The sequence below is a fragment of the Microcoleus sp. PH2017_08_TRC_O_A genome (assembly GCF_020738665.1).
Taxonomy (GTDB): domain Bacteria; phylum Cyanobacteriota; class Cyanobacteriia; order Cyanobacteriales; family Microcoleaceae; genus Microcoleus.
In genome coordinates, this window is record NZ_JAEQCE010000108.1 from 1 (window position 1) to 18,191 (window position 18,191).

Here is an 18,191-nt window from a genome sequence, read left to right on the forward strand (position 1 = left end):
TATTCCTGTAGTTTTAGGACTGTGGACTAAAATTACTAACGTAGATGTCTAACATTGACTACTTTTGGGTAGCTTTGTCCAGGTTTTTACGAGCGGTAGTCTTCCCAGTACCCGGGCTGCCGCGTACCAGATAAGAGCGCTGAGGAATCAGGCCGCCGTCAATTACTTCGTTGAGACCAGTAATTCCTACTGAAAGTCGGTTTTGAGACATTTGTTTGTTTATGTTTAGAATATCGGCTCGTATTCATATTTAATGGTTTGAGGGGCTGTTTTGATTGTTTGTTTACTGGGCGTCTGAGAACCTTCATGAAAAATATTTCGGCAGAAAATTACGTTAGCACACAAGAATTAGAGGGTATTGTCGGCACTGCTGGCATTTGTCTGCGGCAAGATATAGAGGCTTTTTGGCAAGAACGGGTAGAAAAAGCTGTTGCCCCAGGTACTTCAATAGCCTGTACCGTTTATCCCCATACTCAGGAAGAACTCGCCGCAGTGATTGCTTGTGCAGGGCGAAATCGCTGGGCACTCTTGCCGACAGGGAGTGGCAGCAAACTCGATTGGGGCGGTTTAGTCCAATTAGACTCCGATCCCCCCCAGCCCCCCTTAACAAGGGGGGAGCAAGATGTTGTCAAAGTCCCCCTTTTTAAGGGGGATTTAGGGGGATCTCCTGATGCAGGGGGGATCGTTGTGGTGAGTACGGCGCGCCTGAATCGGCTGGTAGAACACGCTGTGGGCGATTTAACGGTGACTGCGGAGGCGGGCATGAAGTTTGCCGATTTGCAGGAAATTTTAGGTAAAGCAGGTCAATTTTTGCCGATCGATCCAGCATATCCGCAACAGGCAACTTTGGGCGGGATTGTCGCTACTGCTGATACTGGTTCGCTGCGGCACCGCTACCGGGGCGTGCGCGATTTGTTGTTGGGAATTACGTTTGTGCGATCGGACGGTAAAATTGCTGTAGCCGGAGGTCGAGTTGTGAAAAATGTCGCCGGTTACGACTTAATGAAACTGTTGACCGGTTCCTACGGCACATTAGGCGTCATCAGTCAAGTAACATTCCGAGTTTATCCGCTGCCGGAATCATCGGGAACTGTCATACTGACAGGAGAAACTAATGCTTTAGCTGAAGCTGCTCAAATTTTATTATCTTCTGCTTTAACACCGACAGCCGTTGATTTGCTGTCACCACAGTTAGTAGAAAAACTGAGTTTGGGTAAAGGTTCGGGATTGGTAGTGAGGTTTCAAAGCATCGCCGAAAGCGTTAAACAACAATCCGCCCGGTTGTTGGAAGTTGGCGAAAAGTTGGGATTGCAAGGCACTAACTGCGGCGAAAATGATGAGGATAAATTATGGCAAAGATTGCCAGAAACAGTCTGGAATTCTGGGAATAATTCAGCAATTATTTGCAAAATAGGCATCAGACCCTCGGAAGCAGTCAAGGCAATTAACGAGTTGCCGGTACAGGATGCTTTGATTCATGCGGGCAGCGGTTTAGGAGTTTTGCGGTTTGAGACTGCGACAGCCGAAACGCTGTTGCAGGTACGCAGGGCGTGCGAAGCTAAAGGCGGTTTTCTGACGGTTTTGGCTGCGCCAGCCCACATCAAGCAAGGGTTAGATGTTTGGGGCTATACTGGAAGTGCGATCGATCTAATGCGTCGCATCAAGCAAGAGTTTGACCCGGAGAATATTTTAAATTGCGATCGTTTTATCAGCGGTATTTAGTTTAAAGTTTGCAGTAAGGAGTTCAGTTTTTATTGAATCCCGGTCTAAATCATTATACCTCGACCATATTTATTGTGGAACAGGCATCCTGCCTGTTCAATACTGGTTTTTATGGAGATGTCTATTTGTGAACCAGATTTGTTTTTTAACGAACCGCGAAGGCGCAAAGACCGCAAAGGAAGAGAAAAGAAGAGAAGAGAAGTTTTTGTTTGCTTGATGGAGTTAGGCTGGCAATTTGAAAGGACTAAAGTCCTGACTACGAACCAAAATAATTAGGTAATATATTATGCAAACTTCCGAAAATTCTACAATTCCCAGCGACGACTTAAAACCTGCTAAAGAAAGCAATTTCCTAGCACAAAACCCCCACTTGAAAACTCTCGAAATCCCGGGTTTCGACGCCAACAATCCGCCAGATCCCAAATTGATCGATACTTGCGTGCACTGCGGTTTTTGCTTGTCAACTTGTCCGAGTTATCGGGTACTCGGCAAAGAAATGGATTCGCCCAGAGGCCGCATTTATTTAATGGATGCAATCAACGAAGGCGACGCACCTTTAAACGAAGCAACATCGCAGCATTTCGATACTTGTTTGGGCTGTTTAGCCTGCGTCACAACTTGTCCGTCGGGAGTTCAATACGACAAATTAATTTCCGCAACTCGCCACCAAGTTACCCGAAATCAAAAACGCACTTTTTCTGACAATGTAATTCGCACTCTAATTTTTAATCTCTTTCCTTATCCTCACAGATTGCGGCCTTTGCTGGTACCGCTGTTTCTTTATCAAAAATTAGGACTGCCAAAACTAATTCGCCAAACAGGTTTGCTGAAAAAAGTATTTCCTCGCTTGGCGGCGATGGAATCAATTTTGCCGAAAGTTACTGTCGATTCTTTCCGGGATAATTTACCAGAAGTCATTCCCGCACAAGGGGAGAAACGCTATCGAGTTGGGGTGATTTTAGGCTGCGTGCAGAGGTTGTTGTTCTCGCCAGTTAATGAAGCTACGGTGCGAGTTTTGACGGCTAATGGCTGCGAGGTTGTGATTCCGAAAAGTCAAGGATGCTGTGCTGCTTTGCCGGAACATCAAGGACAAGCGGAACAGGCAAAATCCTTGGCGAGACAAATGATTGACAGCTTTGAAAATACGGGCGTTGATTGTGTAATTATCAATGCTGCTGGGTGCGGCCACACTTTGAAAGAATACGGTCACATTTTAGCAGATGACCCGGATTATCGGGAGAAAGCTGAGAATTTTGCTGCTAATGTGAAGGACATACAAGAATTTTTGGCAACTGCGGGAATTACGGCGAAACTCAATCCTTTGACTGAGGGAGATTTGACGATTGTTTATCAGGATGCGTGTCATTTGTTGCACGGACAAAAGATTAGTTTGCAGCCGCGCCAGTTGTTGCAACAAATCCCTGGGGTGAAGTTGAAAGAACCTGTGGATGCTGCTTTGTGTTGCGGGAGTGCGGGGGTTTACAATATGCTTCAGCCGGAAATTGCGGATGATTTGGGAGTACAAAAGGTGGAGAATTTGCTGAATACTGGGGCTGAGTTGATTGCTTCTTCTAATCCTGGTTGTTCTTTGCAAATTAAGAAGCATTTGGAGTTGCAGGGGAAGGCTGTTACTTTGATGCACCCGATCGAGCTTTTGGATTATTCTATTCGTGGGGTACAGTTGCAGCGGAAGTAGTTTGCTGGGGCGGGCGGTGTCCGCCCTGCTTTTCGCTGCGATTTTTTATCAGAGAAATGGGTCTAAAACCTCGTCCTTATAGGACGGCTTTGTAAGTAAAACTATAAACCTTAAACCCTCTTTCCTAAAGAAATGTAAAAAGTACAAACACGCAAGTATTTCACTATATACTAATAACAGCTCAAGAAAAACGAGGAGTTAAACTTGTTGACAAACTATGTATACAAGTTGCGTCCAAATCAAACACAAGACTTAAAAATGTCTAATTGGGTGGATATTTTGCGAAGCCATTTCAACTGGTGTCTTAATGACAGGATCACTCAGTATAGCCAACAGTTCATTCAAGGCAACTATTGCGACCTTAGGACAAAAAGTGAAGCCTGTCCGTTGACCAGTTGTGTCAGTAAAAACGGTGCCACTGGGGAACCTTGGAAAATAGGCAAAACAGATAAAAAGGGGAAAGTTAAAAACCCTCGGCGCAACCCAGGCCACATTCAAATCACAGCGTTGCCCGAACTGAAAGCAGCTAGACCCTGGTTTGCCGGGATAGATTCGACAGTTCTACAACAGAACGTCAAACGGTTAGACACTGCCTATAATAATTTTTTTGACGGACGCGGCTTTCCTAAATTCAAGAATCGCAGCAATTTCACTTCCTTCACATTTATGATGGGGGTAAAAATACAAGGTAGTAAAATTTACTTGCCAAAGTTAGGTTGGATGCGTTTCCACAACTCGCGCCCAATTCCTGGTGGCTTTACCATTAAAGCTTGTGCGGTAAGAAAGCGACAGAATGGCTGGTATGTATCCGTCCGCATTGAGGACAAGTCTGTCCCCGATTACACGACAAAACCTCTCAAAGATGTCGTCAAGGTAATTGGTTGCGATATGGGAATTACAAAATTAGTCCATCTATCAGATGGAGCTCAAATTGAAAATCCCAAGTTTTCAGCCACCAAAAAAGCTAAACGCACACTGAGAATTAGACAGAGACAAGTCAGTCGATTTTAGATTTTAGATTTTAGATTTTAGATTGACCCCACGGATAAATTCGGGGGAAGAGAGGATTTTAGATTTTCGATTTGGGATTGATTCCACGGATAAATCACGTGGCGGGTACCATCAAGAAATTATTGGTCAGTCGAAAAGCAAAAGGGAGTAATAGCCGCAAAAAAGCAGCTAAAAAACTAGGGCTTTTCCACCAAAGAATTAGCAATAAGCGTCAAGCTTACCAATGGAAGGTTGCCAATAAAATAGTGTCACGTAACGTTGACGCGATTGCTCTAGAGGACTTGAATATTTCCGGCATGATGCGCCGATGTCGAGTAAAGGTTGACGAAAAAACAGGTAGATTTCTGAAAAATGGGCAATCAAGGAAGAGAGGTTTAAACCGTTCTATTTCTGATGCAGGCTGGGGCGAGTTAATACTGAAGATTGAGTATCTGGCTGCAAAGCAAGGAAAAATCGTAATCAAGGTTAATCCCAAATACTCCAGTCAAGAATGTCGGAATTGCGGTCACATCGACAAGTCTAATAGAGATGGCGAAAAGTTCATTTGCACTGAATGTGGCTACCACGAACACGCTGATATAGGTGCAGCAAAAACTATTCGCGATCGAGCTTTAAATTTGGTACGCGGGGACTCCGCGAAACCTGGCGTTCGCGCCTAAACGCCCAGAAGATATCCTCGCGCTCGATTGAGCAAACGTGAGGAGTCTGGGAACCCTGGAAACAGGGAAATTGAGGTAGAAATTCCTCAAGAATCCTCGCACCTTCAGGTCGAGGAGTGTCAAGAATAAGATTTTTTACCGCAGAGGGCGCAGAGGGCGCAGAGGAAGAGAGGGAAATAGGTTATTTTGAGAAAGCTCGTTGGCGAAGCCCTCGCAGAGGATCGCGCTTCTGACTCCTCGTAAACTGCTAAAATTAAATTCAACAGTATTTCACCCCGCACAACTGTTATGGTAAGTCAAATCCCAGTCCCCACTCAGGAAGAGATTATCTACCCCGAAAGCGACGGCAAACCAATGGCAAACAATACCGACCAGTTTCGCTGGATTCTAGTCATTGAGCAAAATCTAGAATGGATGTATGCTAATGACGAGAATGTATTTGTAGCGGGGGATTTATTTTGGTATCCGGTTCAGGGAAGACCAAATATTGTTAATGCCCCCGATGTGATGGTTGTCTTCGGCACACCGAAAAGGAGACGGAGTTCTTATCAGCAGTGGAACGAGTCAGGAATTGCACCACAAGTTGTGTTTGAGATTCTCTCTCCTAGCAATACGCAAGATGAAATGGAGACGAAATTACTATTTTACGATCGCCACGGAGTTGAAGAATATTATATCTACAATCCTACCAACAACCAACTGCGAGGGTGGCTGCGGGGACAAGATGGCTTAGATGCGATCGCATCTATGGAAAACTACGCGAGTCCCAGGTTAGCCATCCGGTTCGATTTATCAGGCGATGAATTGCAAATTTATCGACCTGATGGCACTAGATTTTTCTCCTACGTTGAGATTTGTCAACGCCTAGAACAAGCCGAACAGCGGACAGAACAAGCCGAACAGCGGGCAGAACTTGCAGAAACAGCTTTAGGAGAGGAACGGCGGCGATCGCAACTTTTGGCGGAACGGCTGCGAGAAATGGGAATTAACCCAGATGAATTAAGTTAGACAGACTGCGATCGATCGGCATTGACCCCGAACAATTGTAAACTGGATTGGGGAAAAGGTCGATCGCACTTTTCAAATTGAGCAAAAGTGCGATCGGAACCATGTCAACTCTCAACTGTCAACTGTCAACTCTCAACTGACTCTTCCCCTCTTCCAACTTCAAAAAATGCACTTGTCCCGAAGCTTCCGCCGCGACAATTGTCACCCCATCTGGTGCCATAGCGCAAGCTTTCAAAGCACTATCTCCCCTGAAAGTAGCAACTATTTTTCGACTCAACAAATCCCAAACTTTCAGAGTATTATCATCCGAAACTGAAATCACTCTATTTCCCACAGTCGCCAAAGCTGTAATCGCATCCGCATGACCCGTCAAAGTAAAAATTTCCTTTTGACTCGACAAATCCCAAACTTTAATCAGTTTCTTCCTTCCCCCAGAAATTCCCCATTTACCGTCTGTGGTAACTACCACAGCATTCACAAAACTCTCATGACCTTTAAGAGTAAAAAGTTGATTTTTAACGACTAAATTCCATAAATTTGCCAAAATATTATTTTCTTTTCCCAAACTCCAAACTTTCAGACTTGTGTCGCCGGAAGCCGAAATTATCCGCTTGCCATCGGGAGTAACTGCCACAGCTTTTATCCCGTCGGTGTGACCGATAAATGTAAAAACTTCCTCTCCTGTTTCCAAATTCCAAATTTTAATACTTTTGTCTCCCGAACCAGAAATCGCCAGCCTGCCGTCGGGGGTAACAGCAACCGAATTTACCCAATCTGTATGACCTGTCAGACTAAATATTTCTTCTCCAGTTTCCAGATTCCAAACTTTAACTGTTTTGTCACCTGAACCTGAAACTATTCTCTGGCTGTCCGGGGTAACAGCGATTGCTTTTACCCAATCTTTATGACCGGGAATAGCAAAAATTTCCTCTCCATTTGCCAGATTCCAGACTTTAATGCTGTTGTCTCCAGAACCGGAAATTGCTTTTTTACCGTCGGCTGTCACTGCTAAAGCATTTACCCAGTCATCGTGACCCGCAGATGATAAATTTTCTTTGCCTGTTTCTAAGTGCCAAACTTTGAGAGTTTTGTCAGAGGAACCAGAAACTATCCGCTTGCCGTCGGGGGTGACAGCAACAGCATTCACCGGGGCGATGTGATTGGTAAAAGTAAATAGTTCTTCTTTTGTTTCCAAATTCCAAACTTTCAGCGTTTTGTCGCCGGCCGCCGAAATTACCCGTTTTCCGTCGGGACTGACTGCCACAGCTTGGACGAAACTGCTGTGAATTCCTAAAGTGAAAAGTTTTTCTCTGGCACTCAAACTCCAAACTTTGATTGTGCCGTCGTAACTGCCGGAAATTATGTGTTCGCCGTCGGGAGTTACTGCTACAGCTTTTACCCAATCTGCGTGACCGGTAAGGGTAAAAAGTTCTTTTCCTGTTTCTAGGTTCCAGACTTTAATGCTGTTGTCGCCAGACCCGGAAATCAACCGCTTGCTGTCTGGAGTTACTGCTACGGACTGGACAAAACTGCTGTGACCTTTGAGGTTGAAAATCACTGCCCCTGTTGACAAATCCCAAACTTTTATGCTGCCGTCCCATGAACCAGAAATTACTCGCTTGCCGTCGGGAGTTACTGCTACGGCTTCTACTGCAAAAGTATCGCCTGCAAATGTTAATATTTCTGTTCCAGTAGCTAAATTCCAAATTTTAATAGTATTGTCCCAAGAACCTGAAATTACTTTTGTTCCGTCTGGGGTTACTGCTACAGCATTGACGTAGGTAAGATGACCTTTGAGGGTGGAAAGTTCTTCTCCTGTTTCTAAGTCCCAAACTTTGAGAGTGTGGTCGGAGGATGCAGAAATTGCTCGCTTGCCGTCGGGGGTAATTGCTACAGCTTGTACCCAATCTGTATGTCCGGTGAGAGTGCGTAGCAATCTGCCGCCAGGGGGGGTAAAACTGGGGGTTAGCGGCCGCAGCCAGGGTATTTTCTGTTGTTGTGCTTGGGCTAGCAGTGCTTGAATTTCGGGAATTTCAAAGCGCATCAACCGGGCAATTAGTTGGGTAGCTAGTTGGGTTTTATCTTTGGCTAAAATGTGGGCAGAAAGCCTGATTGCTTCTTGGATTAATTTGAGTTTGTCGGCTTTTTCATCGGAGGTGATAATATCGGGACTTGTTGCTAAATCGTAATCTTCTATTAGCGCTTGTGCTCCCGCTGCTGACAGCTTGGCTTCAATAAAATTGTAATCTGTTAGTAAGCTGTATAATTTCTCTGAGTCGGAAGTCGCTGCTAGCTGACTTGGTAGGATTCCCAAACAGTGCGTCTGTTCTGCGGGCTGCATTTTATCCAGCCCTTGTGTAAACTCGCTCATAAATTTGTGTATGTCTTTTTTTAATGTATGCGATCGCTAGCTGCACCTTGCCCAAAACCCGATCGAGAAAGTTTTCTTGCTTACTTTGCTCGTTTACTTAGCATGGCATATTTAAAGGCTATTTGCTACCGGGCTGCTGCCCTCGGTTTGGCGATCGTTCGATGAATCGCTGGTTTTTTTGTCTGAGTCTGGTTTGAGAATTTTCAATGCCTGCGATTGCCATCAACCGCCGCCAAGATCGTTCAACTCAAAGCCCAAAATCTAGCGATCGACAACTATCTGACATATATCGTTGTTTTTCTTAACATAACGGGTTTTGGGGAATGATTGTCGATCGCTCCACACTACCAATAGATTTTAGATTTTAGATTTTAGATTTTAGATTTTAGATTTTAGATTTTAGATTTTAGATACTTCGACTTCCTTCGGCTACTCTCAGGAAAAGTGGCTGTACAAGTTTGAGACGGACGGAGGCTTGGGCGCGTTTACGATTAAAAAATTGACTTGCAGCGCAGTGAATCGGGAAAGTTGAACATTGATCTAAAATTTGGGGCCAAGAGTTAAGTTGGCAGCCTGTACCCGTTTTGGGACGGAGTTAAGCTAAAATTTTTGAGCGATCGCCATCCTGTTTGATGTGCGAACAAGACTTGTTTAGCGAAATACGGTAGCGAATGCTCTAATTTTAGGTCGATCGGGCTGGATCTGCCCGACAGATGCCCGCCTGCTTGGGTTTCGTGCCTCAACCGCACCTGCAACCTGCTTGACTCAAACCTCCCGGAAAGCTTTGCAGGTGCGCCCCGTTCCTTTAAAATAGAAAACAGGACTTGCACTCTTAAACCGGGTTTCTCGCTAAAATCATTGGTTGGGCGGCTAGTTACTCAAGAAAAAACCGGTTTTCTGACTCGATAGCGCGCAAGTCGCGATCGCAAATCAAGAACTATTTAAGTTTAGAGACAAATTTCATGGATGTTATCGAGTTTTTCGAGTTAAGTGCAGGCAAATGGTTTTCCCAGCGCACCGTACACAATCTCAATTCTGGGGAATTGCAAGCAGGTAAATCTGACCTCAAAATAGAAATGCTGACAGCTAACGATGCAGCAGTCGTCAAACTTTGCCAACAGCACTCGACTAACCCGGACTCAACTGGACTCAGGGGCGTTCGGATTTCTTGGGACGGTGTTCCCGATCGCAACCAAGCTAAACAAGTTGGTTCTACAATATTGGCGATCGTCCCGAATCCCGACAATCCCAGCGAAGGCAAAGTATTGCAAGCCAAGGGAAACACCCGCTACGTGATGGGCGGCGACGATGTGCTGACATTGATTACAGAATCAGATACTGTCCATGCAGAAGAAAGGCTGTGGTATCTCATCCCCAATCTGCGCTTGCGGACTAGCGTTGTTAAGCAAGCTGACGGTACGGAACAAGCATCTTTTTGTTCGGAAATTCGGATGGGTGGAAGTCCGAAAAGTTGACAGTTGACCGTTGACCGTTGACAGTTGACAGTTGACAGTTGACAGTTGACAGTTGACAGTTGACAGTTGACAAAGGAAGTCCGAGGATTGGAGTAATGAATAGTCTGATTTTTATTTCTCCCTATAAGGGTTCCGGCTTTCAACCAATTCTTTCTGGTAATTGGTGAGTACCTCACTTGCAGGGAGAACCTCTATATCTAATTTCCCAAAATGAATACAAGCCCCGACTATCCTGAGTAATTATCCCAAAATTTTAGACTCCTTTTCAAGCTCCCAGATGAATCTGTGAAGTAAATCTAAACATAGAAAATCGACTGACACCTTATTTCTTTTTGATGCTTTCTCCTTTCTTTCTGCGGCCTTCTCGGGCAACGGCTTTTAACTTGGCGTGAAAATCAGTGTGTTTGACAACTGGGAATGATTTTTTGACAGGTTTGTCTGTTAATTTGCGATCGGGTTCGGCTCCATCGGCCAGAGCCGTAACATCCACATCTTCATATACTACAACTTCTGTATTTTCTTGAGTGCGATCGCCAGCAGTGGCGAGTTTTTCTGTTTCCGGGGCTTCTGTATTCGGGACTTCTGCATCTGACGCGCGATCGAGTTCTGCTTCTGACTGCTTGCTCGTATCTATTTCGGCGACACCGAATTCGGATTCCGGGTGGGATAAAAGTATCTCTTCCTGCGACGGTTGAGCATAACTTTCAAAGGTTAAATCTTGAGGAAAATTGTTGCAAACTAAGCGTTCAAACTCGCGATTAAAATGATAGAGTGGTTGGCCTATCCGGTGCCACATACTCAATAGCTGTCCGACAGAAACAGCTTTGTAGCGCCCTTGATAAAGCGCTTCAACCACTGCTAAACGCAACCAATAGCCGGGATACTTGGTCAACCATTCACCAGCCAATTTCTCTGCTTTTTTGCCACCTAGGTCAAAACCGTAGTGAACCAGCAGAGCCGCTGCTTGTGCAGATATTGTACGTCCATCTGTCATGGGAATTGGTAATTTGTCAGTTGTCAGTTGTTAGTTGTCAGTTGTCAGTTGTCAGTTGTTAGTTGTTAGTTGTCAGTTGTTAGTTGTCAGTTGTTAGTTGTTAGTTGTCAGTTGTTAGTTGTCAGTTGTTAGTTGTCAGTTGTTAGTTGTTAGTTGTTAGGAGTGGTGTCGCCTACGAGGCAACGCGAACGTTAGTTTTTCTTTCTTGGGAAGGGAGAATTGGAGAATTGAGAATTGGAGAATTGAGAATTGTTGATTTTTTTGGCTTCATTATTACCAATAACAAATAACAAATAACCAATAACAAATAACCAATAACCAATAACCCAATAACCAATAACCAATTACCAATTACCAATTACCCATTACTAATTACCCAATTGAATTAATCGGATAAACGCACGCCTCCTTCTACTGTTCGCACGTCCCCGGAAAATGGTTGGGGTGTGCCGTTCCAGTTGAAGTCACTAATTCTAAACGTCAGGCTGCCGACTTGACGCTCAGGATTAAAACGCAAAATAATTGCGTAGCTGCGACGGCTGTATTCTAAAGTGTAGTTCGTACTGATTGTTTCCCTGCTGTCTAGATTAATAGCACTTTGAAATCCGACTCGAAAGCCTCCGTAAACTTGCTGCACGAGTCCAAAAGACAGGACTTTCAAATCTACTAGCCGATCGAACAAATAAGGCGATACCCCGTCCCGCGCTACTTGAGTGTAAGTCACGTTAAATCCAGTGTAGTCGAGGAAAGGGCGGGAGAAATGACCGAACTGCCCTTGAATGCCGATGCTGCTGGCGATCGAATTTTGTCGATCGCCACTACTGTAATAAGAGCCTACTCCTCGGACTCCCAAAGCCAGTTGTAAGAAGGGAACCACCGGCGTCCGGGTGTACCTCAAACCCTGGGTGGGAGTGCGGGGCAGCGGTTGACCTTGCCACAGGTTGAAGCCGCGGCTGAGGGCGACGCTGACTTGGCCTCGGCCCAAATCGATGCGGTTGTTTTCGCGCACTGGTTCGAGCAAATCTGCTCGATCGGTGTCAGCATTGATAAATTGATATCCAGCTTGGTAGCTGAAATTGATGCCTGTATTGCCGATTTGCATCTGTGGGGAAGTGAGGACGGCCCCGAGACTGCTGTTGACGGTTTGAAAGCCTAGAGAACCGTTAAACAGTCGATCGCGATAACTATATTCTGCTGCTAAATTGTGATTGCCGATCGACTGTCGCAAGCGCACATTACCCCGAAAAGCATTTTCAGCTAAATTCGGGAAATTATCAAAATTCAGAAATAACGCCGATCCTTCAAGGCTGGTGCGCGGGCCCAAAGTCGCGCCCAGCTTTGCTCTCAGCCCGTAGCTGTCGGGGGAAAAGGGATTTCCACCGTTCTTTTCCACGATTCGCTGGAGGTAAATTTGGGGTGTCAGAGTCAGGCGCACGGGCCCGTTTTGCAATATTTCAAAACCGCACTCGGCAAACAAACCGCCTCTGTCGCCCCCGTCGTAGCCGAAAGTCAAACAGGGGCCGTTTTTCTGTTGGCTGTCAAAAACTTGCCTGCGGGGATACACGGGTATTTTGACGCGGTTGTCAAATACCAAGCGGGGGGAATTTGTGACTAATTCCTCAGCCGTGGGGGAAATCCTGGTAATTGTTGCTCTTCGGGCTCTGTATTCGAGTTCCGGCGGGGAAAACGGGTCGTTAGTAATCCGAATGTTGGTTGCTACTCTGACGCCATTTGGCAGTAATTCGAGGCGATCTGCTTCAAAGCGGACGCGGTTGACGGCGCCGGTAATTTGGGGGGCGGTTAAGCGTCCGCCAGCGCCACCAGCGCCACCAGCGCCACCAGCGCCACCACCGCCGATGGTAATAGTAGCAGCGCCGGGGGATTTGACTCCGCGAAGGGGCTGTTGGCTGGTCAGCCGATCGCTCAGCGGCTGTTCTAGAATGGTTCCAGCACTAATATCTGTCGGTAGTGTGGGGGTTAACTCGCTACCCGCTGCGGGGAGGAATATTTCGCCGCTGGCTTGTTCGACTGCGCCGGAGTTGAGTCCGAGATTGAATTCCATCTGCCGGCCGCGGACTACTTGTTGGCCGCGAGTATAGGCGACGTTACCGGATGCTATCACTTGGCGGGTGACTAGGTTGACGATCGCGCGATCGGCATCAATCACTGTTTGTCGGAACCGCACCACAACCCTACCAACCGCCGTGACAATTTGCTGTTTGTCGTCAAATTCTTGACTATCGGCCTTAATTTCGATCGTATCAGCCGGACTCACCGGAAATGGCACCGTTCGCTGAGAAGGCGCGGTACGGACTCCGGGCGCGGCAGGTTTGGGCTGCGGTTTCGGCGCTGGGGGAGTGGCTGGCTTGGGCCCTGGGGGCGTCGTTGGTGTCGTTGGCGTCGTTGGAATCTCGAACTCTTGCTGTTTTGCAGGAGGCGTTTCTGGCGGTTCGGGAACAACAATCTCCGCAGGTTCAGGGGAGTTATCTTTTAACTGCTCGCCTTTAGCCTGATACCCGTTTTCTGGCTGTCGGACAGCATTATTGTCCTTTTTGCTCTGATCCCCTGCTGTTCGTTGACGGTTCCGAGCGGCAATGGCATTTTCTACTGAACCCAATTGGTAAGAAGTAAACGAGGTATCTTGCTGGGCTTCCGCAGTTTCGGATTTTTCTGCTGGAACAACCGGAAGCTGAAATCCCGCCGCTGCGCCGCCACTTTCCACGGAGGTTAGGGGAGTGGCGATTTCAGGAGACTGACTGGTGGCTTCGGTGGTACCGAGGAGTGCGGCTGAGGGTTCTGGTTGCGGGGATGTTGGTTCGGGCTGAACGATTTCTGGGCTGGCTTCCGGTATTTGTGCGGAGTTGCTGCGGGTGTCTCCATCATTTGTCGCCACAGTGAGGGCGACTTTTTTGGGCTTCGCGATGTAGATGATGGCAGAGGGTTCGGGCGGCGGTACCGGATAGGGCATAGTTACAACAGGTGAATCATCCGATTTTAGATTTTAGATTTTAGATTTTAGATTTTAGATTTTAGATTTTAGAGGTTTATTTATAGCGGAGAGTCGATCGTCCAAATTTTGGCATTTAACAGGCAGCGTTTCAAGGTTAACCGGAAATCTTCGGTTGTGCCGAGTCGCTAACGGACTCATCCTCAGAAACTTGGTTGATTACCAGAAAGAATTGGTTTAAAGCCGGAACCCTTCCTTGTAGGGAGAAATTAAAATCAGACTATTCATTGCTCCAATCCTCGGACTTCTAGGTCAACTGTCAACTGTCAACTGTCAACTGTCAACTGTCAACTGTCAACTGTTAACTGGTTTCTTTCGGCATAAGATAACCTCGCTAGTGGTGCGAGGTCAAGTTTTGTTGGACTAATTTTTGGGGATTTGCTGGCTGGTGCGGGGGCTGCGGTGACGTGCCCCCGAGTCAGCGAGGGAGGTAGCTGGTTTATTCCATGTCTCTGCGGTTGGGGTTCCGAGCTGGGTCATTGGACAAAAACCCAAATATGAACAGGGAAACAAAAAATAGAACAACTACATTAACTACGATTTTGAGGGTTAGCACGCTAGGGAGTCTCCAAAGATGAAATAATACTGAGCTGATTTGCTGCTGTTGCGGCAACTTTTTTATCTTGACATATTCACTGCCCTAAAAGTGCGGTGATTCTTGACGCTTCCCAGGGTGATGCTACCTGAGTAGTCTTACTCTCCCTCCACATCCATTTAGAGTCGTGGCAATGCCCTATCCCGACTTGTTGGAGACTATAGCAGAAAGCAGTCCTCAAAGGACGGGGTTTTAGCCCTCCGCTTAGCTCCGCCAAATTTTTCCAATAAGCTAAAGATTATTGACACTCCCCACGGCTTCAGCCGGGGGATTCTCCAAGCCGAACTTGGAAGGGATAGGCAAATATCCCCCTAGACCCTTTAAATCAACTACCAATACCAGAGGTGTTGCAGTTGGGCTTACTTTTAGTTTTTCTTTTGCTTTCAGAGTCCATCACAAGCCAGATAGGTACGCTCTTCAACCTGCCATTATTTGCCCTTTCTAAGTATTCCGGTTCTAGCCGGATATCTGAGTTGCCGGGATTTCTCCGCACTAGGATGATTCAACGCGCAGACGGTTATTCCTACTCACTCAATTACATTACCATGCTTAGTCCCCAAATACAATATTTACTGGCGGTTAAAACCGCAGACCGACTAATCCCCACGTAAGACAGCCGGGGACACGGGAGGCTCGTTTTCTAGTCAATTTTATCTTTGCTTTTGAGGATTGTTGGCAAGTTGGTTTTTGCCCAATTCCAGATTTGCTCGATGATTTTTTCGACGCGCACCATGACTAAATCGAGCCATTCGAGCACTTGTTCTAGTGGGTGTTTAATGTAACCCATCGATTCTGCTTTTGTTTCTAAGTATTCGTCTGCTGGCGGGAGACCTGCACTCTGATTTTGGTGTGCTGCGATGCTGGGGGCGGGGGTATATCTGCTGGTGGGGGGGGCGATTGCTGCTGGGGATTTGCTGTTTTGTGCGGTGTTCGGGTTTGTGTTTTTTGGCACTTGGGTCTCCGGCGCGCGCTCTGGGGTTGATTCTGCTGCGAGTCCAGATTTATTTTCTGGAGTGACTGCTAAATTTGAGCCTGTTTGGGGTTGACTTTGTGGGACTTTTGTAAGCAAGCTCTGTTTGAGCTGGGCGAGCATCCTGTGAATTGCTTCGGGGTAAGGCGATATTGAAACTGCGGTCGATCGACTTTCTGACAATTCTACTGTTTTTGCAATTTCCTGCTTGACTTCTGGGCTATTTTGTGATATGAGGTTTTGAACATTTGCCTCGGGTTCGGCACTTCCTACTATTAAGTGCTGCGGTGCTGGTTCTCCGAATAAGTCTTGCCAATTCAACCAAGGTCGATCGACCTCTGGGCTATTTTCCGTTCGATCTTGTTCCTGGCGTTGTTTTAAATAATACTGAATTGCGACTGATTTATCAGTATTATCACTAGCTGCCGTTTCTTTTCCCAGCAGTTGGTCTACGGACGACCAAATCATTTTTTCGATGTTTTTCGCGTATTTTTCGAGGATTTCGCGGGCTGACAGACCTGAATTGTTTTCCGTGGCGGAAGTGTCAAATTTTACTTCTGGATTGTCAGCGGTGGTTTGGGCTGCTGGGGGGAGGGTAAATTCTTCGAGGTTGACGGCAGCGCGATCGAGTAATGTGACAAAGGAGATCGGATTGCCGGTGCGATCGAACTTGCTGTTAAAATTAGGTTCTAATTTTGGGATATTGCGGTCGATCGAATTTGATCGAGCAATCGTCGGCTGTGCGGTGTTGGCCGGAGCGATCGGCGTGGTGGATTTTTGGACTAAGATGAGATTGCGGTCGATCGCGCCTTTGACTGCGAGGATTGATTCTCCAAACTGATTTCTTTTCACAGCAACCGGACTCGACTGGAGCCAGACCATCAATTCCCAAAAACGACGCACCGGCGCCAACCGAGATTTTTTCGCAGCAGACTCTAAACCGAGATTAAATTTTAATTCTTTTTGAGCAATTTCCCGCCGTTCCGGCCCCTCGTTGGCGACTTCCCAAGTTATGCGACTTTCGAGCAGTTCTTGCTGTTCGGGCGTCAAAATATCTAATATGCGATTGTCATCTCCGACTAAGACTAAAGTGCGGGCTGGGATGAAAGTCGCGATTCCCTGAACTTTTTGGGATTGGCTGTCTAATTGAGTTTTGGCCTGGGGAGGTTCTAAGACGGAAGTTGTTTGATGCTTGGCAGCTTGTTTGATAAAATTGATGGCTGGATGCAAATCGCGATCGGCTTTCTCCGTTGCTGGGTTTGTCTGGATTAACAGCGGAAAACTGACTAAAGTTGTGGCGGTTTGCGACGAGTTTAGCAAATTTTCAGCGAGTTGCAAGATTTGGTCGATCGAACTTTCATCGGAAATTTCTCCCGGATACCAATTTCCCGAAAAATCTGGATTTTCGTCATCGGTATATTCTTGAAGTTCGGGTAAATCTACTTTTTGGCTGGATTCCCGCAACTGTCGGCTCAACATTCGGGAACTTTGGACGAGCAGGTAAGCTGGATAAAGTAGAATTTGGGTAGCGCTGAGAGTGGTTTGTTTAATTTGTCGCCAAGTGCGATCGCAATTATCGGCAACTTGGCGGGACTGTTTGGATATAAAATTTAATAGTCGGCTTTGGTATGGGCCGTAGTAACCGTCGGACATAGGTTTAATTATTGAATTCAGGTTTTAGATTCGCGCCGGAATGTCTGAATTTTGCAGTAAAATCAAAACTGGATATTAATCGCAGTTTCAAACCCTCTGAAACCTTTATTTCTTCGCGTCCTTTGCGTCTTCGCGGTTCGATACTGAGCCCAGATTCCTACGCAAGTCCTATTTTAACTAAATATGAGCGCCGTTGTGCCACCTGCTAGCAATAATATTTCTGAAGTTGTAGAGAAGTTGCGCCGCCTCAGTCAAGTGGACGTTCAGTCTGGTTGGAGGTACTGCGATGCTGACTCGGCTACTGTCGGTTCGGTAGGTATTTCTAACAAGCAGGTTGCGGAACTTAACGAAAAAGGACATATTGCTTGGCCGTCTGGGAAGCAAGTTGTTTATTTAGGACAGCAATTTGTCATTCCTGACAATTTGCACGGCTATCCTGTGGTGGGTTTGCGTTTGCTGTTGAGTTTGACTTGGTGGGCAGAAGATGCGACTATTTTTGTCAACGGTGAGTTAGTTGGACAAGGTGATTTATTCGATTGTGCCGATCGAGTTTTGTTGAGTGTGGCGGTGAATCCGGGAGATGAATTTTTAGTTATTTTACGGTTGGTAAGTCCTGGACACGATAACGGTGCTTTAGTGCGATCGATTTGTTTGTACGAAGCTGCGGACTCTACTTGTTTCGATCCGGGTTTTGTGGCGGACGAATTAGAGATTTTGCAAAATGCGATCGCTCGAAATTTAGGAAACAAACATTCCCAAGATTTATCCATTAAAATTTTAGCAAGTCGCCCAATGTACGTCAAGGGAGAAAGGCTGCAATCTGAGATTGATTTGGCGGTTGGTTTGATTGATTGGTCTGCTTTGCCGAATCGCGCCAAGTTCGATCGATCTTTGTCTGTGTTGCGACACAATTTACTGGGATATCTGCGGGCTTTTTCTGGAGAGTTAGATGATTTAACCGCAGAGGGCGCAGAGGGCGCAGAGGGAGAAAGTAAGGAGCAACTTTCTCAGGTTTCAGAAAATCAGAACT

At 46.3% G+C, this 18,191-nt stretch carries 15 protein-coding genes (1 of these 15 running past the window's edge); 7 read left to right on the top strand and 8 right to left on the bottom strand.

Features of this window, described 5'->3' with window-relative positions; genetic code table 11:
• Positions 1 to 58: 58 nt before the first annotated feature.
• Entirely contained in the window at positions 59 to 211 is a 153-nt protein-coding gene (locus JGK22_RS28590) for an ATPase domain-containing protein (protein ID WP_293180279.1), read from the bottom strand.
• 95 nt (positions 212 to 306) lie between these two features.
• On the opposite strand from JGK22_RS28590, the gene JGK22_RS28595 reads away from it, so the two are divergent.
• From JGK22_RS28595 to JGK22_RS28615, 5 genes are all read left to right on the top strand, one after another.
• Positions 307 to 1,722, top strand: coding sequence for an FAD-binding oxidoreductase (locus tag JGK22_RS28595; protein ID WP_293208308.1), 1,416 nt, complete (start codon positions 307 to 309; stop codon positions 1,720 to 1,722).
• A 286-nt stretch (positions 1,723 to 2,008) separates the two neighbouring features.
• Positions 2,009 to 3,418, top strand: a complete 1,410-nt coding sequence (locus tag JGK22_RS28600) for a heterodisulfide reductase-related iron-sulfur binding cluster (RefSeq protein WP_293208310.1) — start codon at positions 2,009 to 2,011, stop codon at positions 3,416 to 3,418.
• A 207-nt stretch (positions 3,419 to 3,625) separates the two neighbouring features.
• Positions 3,626 to 4,429: a transposase gene (locus JGK22_RS28605; RefSeq protein ID WP_293198521.1), complete on the top strand. Its 804-nt coding sequence runs from the start codon at positions 3,626 to 3,628 to the stop codon at positions 4,427 to 4,429.
• A 98-nt stretch (positions 4,430 to 4,527) separates the two neighbouring features.
• Complete coding sequence (locus tag JGK22_RS28610) at positions 4,528 to 5,088, top strand: transposase (RefSeq protein WP_293208312.1); 561 nt, start codon at positions 4,528 to 4,530, stop codon at positions 5,086 to 5,088.
• Between the two features lie 288 nt (positions 5,089 to 5,376).
• Positions 5,377 to 6,096 (top strand): Uma2 family endonuclease, encoded by a 720-nt coding sequence (locus tag JGK22_RS28615; protein ID WP_293219143.1) that lies wholly within the window; start codon positions 5,377 to 5,379, stop codon positions 6,094 to 6,096.
• Here JGK22_RS28615 and JGK22_RS28620 read toward each other — a convergent pair.
• The 3 genes from JGK22_RS28620 to JGK22_RS28630 all read right to left on the bottom strand — a co-directional run bounded on the left by JGK22_RS28620 (position 6,074) and on the right by JGK22_RS28630 (position 9,297).
• Complete coding sequence (locus tag JGK22_RS28620; RefSeq protein ID WP_293201229.1) at positions 6,074 to 6,211, bottom strand: hypothetical protein; 138 nt, start codon at positions 6,209 to 6,211, stop codon at positions 6,074 to 6,076. The two genes, JGK22_RS28615 and JGK22_RS28620, sit on opposite strands and share 23 nt — an antisense overlap.
• A 3-nt stretch (positions 6,212 to 6,214) precedes the next feature.
• Positions 6,215 to 8,467, bottom strand: coding sequence for a hypothetical protein (locus JGK22_RS28625; protein ID WP_293193431.1), 2,253 nt, complete (start codon positions 8,465 to 8,467; stop codon positions 6,215 to 6,217).
• Between the two features lie 560 nt (positions 8,468 to 9,027).
• Positions 9,028 to 9,297: a hypothetical protein gene (locus JGK22_RS28630; protein ID WP_293180252.1), complete on the bottom strand. Its 270-nt coding sequence runs from the start codon at positions 9,295 to 9,297 to the stop codon at positions 9,028 to 9,030.
• A gap of 132 nt (positions 9,298 to 9,429) precedes the next feature.
• Here JGK22_RS28630 and JGK22_RS28635 point away from each other — a divergent pair, with 132 nt between their 5' ends.
• Positions 9,430 to 9,942, top strand: a complete 513-nt coding sequence (locus JGK22_RS28635; RefSeq protein ID WP_293180249.1) for a phycobiliprotein lyase — start codon at positions 9,430 to 9,432, stop codon at positions 9,940 to 9,942.
• Between the two features lie 322 nt (positions 9,943 to 10,264).
• Here JGK22_RS28635 and JGK22_RS28640 read toward each other — a convergent pair whose 3' ends face one another.
• From JGK22_RS28640 to JGK22_RS28655, 4 genes are all read right to left on the bottom strand, one after another.
• Positions 10,265 to 10,936, bottom strand: a complete 672-nt coding sequence (locus JGK22_RS28640) for a hypothetical protein (RefSeq protein WP_293208320.1) — start codon at positions 10,934 to 10,936, stop codon at positions 10,265 to 10,267.
• A 385-nt stretch (positions 10,937 to 11,321) separates the two neighbouring features.
• Positions 11,322 to 13,904: a DUF3769 domain-containing protein gene (locus JGK22_RS28645; RefSeq protein ID WP_293285385.1), complete on the bottom strand. Its 2,583-nt coding sequence runs from the start codon at positions 13,902 to 13,904 to the stop codon at positions 11,322 to 11,324.
• A gap of 478 nt (positions 13,905 to 14,382) precedes the next feature.
• A complete protein-coding gene (locus JGK22_RS28650; protein ID WP_039887172.1) occupies positions 14,383 to 14,499 on the bottom strand; it encodes a photosystem II reaction center protein I in 117 nt (38 codons plus the stop codon).
• A 679-nt stretch (positions 14,500 to 15,178) separates the two neighbouring features.
• On the bottom strand, positions 15,179 to 17,161 hold the full coding sequence (locus JGK22_RS28655; RefSeq protein ID WP_293193433.1) for a hypothetical protein: 1,983 nt from the start codon (positions 17,159 to 17,161) through the stop codon (positions 15,179 to 15,181).
• 183 nt (positions 17,162 to 17,344) lie between these two features.
• Between JGK22_RS28655 and JGK22_RS28660 the strand changes: the two genes are divergently transcribed.
• Positions 17,345 to 18,191, top strand: the 5' end (the start) of a protein-coding gene (locus JGK22_RS28660; protein WP_293314266.1) for an alpha-mannosidase. It continues 4,016 nt past the right edge of the window; only the first 847 of its 4,863 coding nucleotides appear in the window; the start codon lies at positions 17,345 to 17,347; the stop codon falls past the right edge of the window.

Bases quoted from the DNA above. Each gene is read 5' to 3' on its own strand.
- JGK22_RS28590 (WP_293180279.1), bottom strand. From the start codon at position 211: ATGTCTCAAAACCGACTTTCAGTAGGAATTACTGGTCTCAACGAAGTA.
- JGK22_RS28595 (WP_293208308.1), top strand. From the start codon at position 307: ATGAAAAATATTTCGGCAGAAAATTACGTTAGCACACAAGAATTAGAG.
- JGK22_RS28600 (WP_293208310.1), top strand. From the start codon at position 2,009: ATGCAAACTTCCGAAAATTCTACAATTCCCAGCGACGACTTAAAACCT.
- JGK22_RS28615 (WP_293219143.1), top strand. From the start codon at position 5,377: ATGGTAAGTCAAATCCCAGTCCCCACTCAGGAAGAGATTATCTACCCC.
- JGK22_RS28625 (WP_293193431.1), bottom strand. From the start codon at position 8,467: ATGAGCGAGTTTACACAAGGGCTGGATAAAATGCAGCCCGCAGAACAG.
- JGK22_RS28635 (WP_293180249.1), top strand. From the start codon at position 9,430: ATGGATGTTATCGAGTTTTTCGAGTTAAGTGCAGGCAAATGGTTTTCC.
- JGK22_RS28640 (WP_293208320.1), bottom strand. From the start codon at position 10,936: ATGACAGATGGACGTACAATATCTGCACAAGCAGCGGCTCTGCTGGTT.
- JGK22_RS28645 (WP_293285385.1), bottom strand. From the start codon at position 13,904: ATGCCCTATCCGGTACCGCCGCCCGAACCCTCTGCCATCATCTACATC.
- JGK22_RS28655 (WP_293193433.1), bottom strand. From the start codon at position 17,161: ATGTCCGACGGTTACTACGGCCCATACCAAAGCCGACTATTAAATTTT.